This window comes from Eubacterium sp. AF34-35BH (genome assembly GCF_003477765.1).
Taxonomy (GTDB): Bacteria; Bacillota; Clostridia; order Lachnospirales; family Lachnospiraceae; genus Eubacterium_G.
Map to the genome: position 1 here is coordinate 1 of NZ_QUDZ01000016.1, position 4,170 is coordinate 4,170.

The 4,170-nt window shown below is 31.9% G+C and carries 2 protein-coding genes; one reads left to right on the forward strand and one right to left on the reverse strand.

Annotation, left to right across the window (positions count from 1 at the left end; genetic code table 11):
- Positions 1-116: 116 nt before the first annotated feature.
- The gene (locus DWZ69_RS11880) at positions 117-3,068 is read left to right on the forward strand and encodes an HsdR family type I site-specific deoxyribonuclease (RefSeq protein WP_118437210.1); all 2,952 of its coding nucleotides are present in this window, start codon (positions 117-119) and stop codon (positions 3,066-3,068) included.
- A gap of 81 nt (positions 3,069-3,149) precedes the next feature.
- Here the strand turns inward: DWZ69_RS11880 and DWZ69_RS11885 are convergent, their stop codons facing one another.
- Entirely contained in the window at positions 3,150-4,079 is a 930-nt protein-coding gene (locus tag DWZ69_RS11885) for a site-specific integrase (protein ID WP_117908309.1), read from the reverse strand.
- Positions 4,080-4,170 lie beyond the last annotated feature (91 nt).

Consider the following 4,170-nt stretch of genomic DNA (forward strand, 5'->3'; position numbering starts at 1 on the left):
CATCATTAGATAATCTCGACCACCTCATCACTCTTCATCAACGTAAGTGTGATACACTAAAAGAGTTAAAAAAATATATGCTACAAAATATGTTTCCAAAGAAAGGATAAGGGATTATGGCAGAATTAGAAGCAATAATTGAGAGAAGACTAATAGACCAACTATGTAGTGGTGAATCACAATGGACGTATAGACCGGATATCAGAAATGAAGAGCAATTATGGAAGAACTTTAAGTATATTTTAGAGCAGAATAATAAAGCAAAACTAAATGATACACCATTAAGTGAAAGTGAGTTCGCAAAGGTAAAGAATGATTTATCACATGCTTCATTTTATGATGCAGGGAAATGGCTAGTTGGCGAAAATGGAAAAGTTTATGTTCATGTACAAAGAGGCAATGAAACATTACATTTAGTCGTTATGAATAATGAGCACATTGCAGGCGGGACAAGTGTATATGAAGTTATAAATCAATATCAGGCGTTCAAAACAGAAGAAAATGGCGAAAGGGACAGAAGATTTGACGTCACATTGCTTATTAATGGAATTCCTATGATTCATATTGAACTGAAAAATAAAGAACATTCATATATGGACGGATATAGGCAAATAAAGAAATATATAGCAGAAGGTAAATTTAGAGGTCTCTTTTCAAATATTCAAATGTTTGTTGTAAGTAATGTGGTAGATACAAAATATTTTTCGGCAGCAAGAGATACGGAATTAAATAAAAAATTTATTACAGGATGGATAGATGAAAAGAACTATCCTGTATGTGATTATATGGATTTTGCAAAGGCAGTATTAAAAATACCGGAAGCGCATGAAATGGTTACAAAATATACAGTTTTGGATAATGACAAAAAGAAATTGTTAATTCTGAGACCATATCAGATTCATGCAATTAAGGCAATGCGAAATGCATCAAAACAAGGAAAATCAGGATTTATTTGGCATACAACAGGTTCAGGAAAGACAATGACATCATATAAGGCTACAAGAAACCTGCTAATGGATATACCATCTATAGAAAAAACAGTTTTTTTGATTGATAGAAAAGATTTAGATATGCAGACAAAGATGGCATTTCAGTCTTATGCAGATAACGATACAATTGATGTAGATGATACAGATTATGTCGATACTTTAATTAAAAGAATGACTGATGGTAATAGGCAAATGATTGTTACAACAAGACAAAAAATACAGACAATGATTAGCAATCGTTTGAAAGAAGGAACGAAAGAATATCAGATTATAAAGAATTTAAGAGTTGCTTTTGTAGTAGATGAATGTCATAGAGCAGTAACTCCTGAAACAAAAAGAAAATTGGAACAGTTCTTTAATAATTCTTTGTGGTATGGATTTACCGGAACACCTATTTTTGAGCAGAATAAATATGAACAAAAGGGAGACTTACCACAAACTACAGAACAGCTGTATGGAAAGTGTTTGCATAGTTATACGATAAAGGAAGCTATCCATGATGAGGCAGTCTTAGGCTTTATGGTAGAAAATCTTGGACCAAAGAATAAGGATGTAGATGAATCTGCCTATTTATCCGAAAAGCATATGAGAAATGTTTTAGACGTTATATTGAATCAATCTGCCACAAAATTGGGAATGCAGAATGGTAAAGGAAGAACATATGAGGGAATATTAACAGTTAAATCCATTTCAATTGCACAAAAATATTATGAATTGTTAAAGAAAATAAAAAATGGACAAGATGAGTTAAAGATAAGTGAAGATATTCAGAAAGCGTTACCGGATTTTCCTAAGTTTGCAATTACATACTCAATTTCAGAAAATGAAGAAGCATCTACTGTTAATCAGGATAAGATGAAAGAATCTTTAGAAGATTACAATGAAATGTTTGGAACAAATTACAAGCTTGAGGCGATAAATGCCTACAATAGTAACTTAAATGACAGATTAGCAAGAAAGGAAAAGAAATATCTTGAAAGAAGTCAGCAACTTGATTTGGTAATTGTTGTTGATAGATTGTTGACGGGATTTGATGCACCTTGTTTATCTACATTGTTTATGGATAGACCACCAATGACTCCACAGAATATAATTCAGGCGTTTTCACGAACTAATCGATTGTTTGATAGTAATAAGCAGTATGGACAGATTGTAACATTCCAATCGCCTAAAGAGTTTAAAGATGCTATAAACAATGCATTGACATTATATTCTAGAGGTGGTGATGGAAAACCAGTAGCTGAGGATTGGGAAACTGTACTTGATAATTTCAACATATCTGTTAAGGCTATTCATGCTTTAGCAGAAACACCCGAAGAGATATCAGCATTGTCAAGACAACAAAAGAAAACGTTTGTTCATCTGTTTAGAGCATTAGACCATGATTTCGCACATCTTAAGGCGTTTTCAAATTACAATGAAGATATATTGAAAGATTTGGAATTTTCACAGGAAGAATATGAAAACTATGCAGCAATGTATAACAATGTAATGGAGGAACTTAAGAAACCTTCAGATGACCCAGATGGAGATGGACCTGAATTAGATGAATATGATTTAATGGCTTATAGTAAGTTGCGTATAGATTTTGAATATATTATTGAATTGCTTCAAGGAGTTGTTGAGTCTTTAGACCAGACAAAAGATGATTTTAAAGAATCTGATTTTGAATATAATATTAATGTATTAAGAGGTATTATCGATGATTATTATAAGGTTAATCCACAAATAAGTGAGCTACTAAATATAATTATTGAAGATATCGAAAATGATAAGGAAAAGTATATAGGTCAGGACATATCCGTTATATTTAATCAGATGAAGTATAAAATTATCGATGATGCTATAAGGGAATTTGCTCAAAAATGGTATTTAGAAGATGAGGATGTTAAGTTTGAAGCATATAATTATAGAGATGGAATGCTTGCAAACGAAAACGTCCTAAAAGAAAAAACGGATTATAAAACTTATAAAGAAGAATCAGAAGAACCTATGCCAAAATACAAGTTTAGAAAAACTATGGTAGAAGAGTTTAAAAATGATTTAATGGAAGAAATAAGCCCATTGATTAATGAATAATATAATTATCAAGAAAGTAAAAGCTTGGAATTTTTTGAGTTTCCAAGCTTTTATTTATTAAAATCGGCGTGCATATTTTATTTAAGAAAGGTTAGATAATGACCTCATAATAATATCAATATCCTTACTTTCAAGTTCCTGTATAATATGGAGATATGTTTTTTGAGTTGTAGTCATACTAGCGTGTCCCAATCTCCTTGCAACACTGGCAATTGAAACTCCGGCAAATAGCAAAAGTGATGCATGCGTATGTCGTAATCCGTGAATTGAAATTACTGGAATACCGGTACTAATACAATGTCTTGCTAAAATATCATTTAGCGTAGAGTTGTATACTTTTTCTTTAACGAAAATTGGTTCGTTTTCAGGTAAATCTTTTATAAGTGAAGAAAACTGCATTACTGTCTGCCAATCAAGTTGAATTTTTCTCATAGAAGAAAGATTTTTTGTAGGAAGAAAACCACCGTTACCTTTGTAATTCCATGTCTTAGAAACAGTTAACATTTGATGAGACAAGTCAAAATCTTTAGGGGTTAATGCTAATGCTTCTGAAAATCTCATTCCTGTCTTAGCTACTAAAAGTATAAACCAATCCCAATTTATATTCTGTGATAAATCTAAAGACTCAATTAACTTATGTAGTTCAAATTGGTTAAGATACTTTTGCTTTTTTGCTCTAGGTTCTTTGCCTTTAATGATAGCTTTCCTTGTAGGGTCGCGGGAAATTAAACCCTCATCAACAGCATCTAATATTGCACATTTAATATGATGATGAAAATCCATAGTTGTTTGTCGTTCATGGTTTTGTGCATAATCGTTTAGAAGTTGCTGATAAGATATTCTGTCAATATCCCCAACAGTAAGAGTCGGAATTAATTTTACCAACCATTGATGTGCCATCTTATATTTGTTCATTGTTATAGGTCTTATAGCACCTTCCTTGTAAACAGTAATCCATTTTTTGTAGTAATCACAGAATAAAGTGTCACTACTGACTGTCGTTGTGTTCATTTGTAAGTCCTCCTTTTCATTAGTCTATAATGCACGCCGATGAAGAGTGATGAGGTGGTCGAGATTATCTAATGATGATGATATTTTCTTC

Excerpts from the sequence above, each read along its gene's own strand:
- DWZ69_RS11885 (WP_117908309.1), bottom strand. The coding sequence starts at position 4,079 with ATGAACACAACGACAGTCAGTAGTGACACTTTATTCTGTGATTACTAC.
- DWZ69_RS11880 (WP_118437210.1), top strand. The coding sequence starts at position 117 with ATGGCAGAATTAGAAGCAATAATTGAGAGAAGACTAATAGACCAACTA.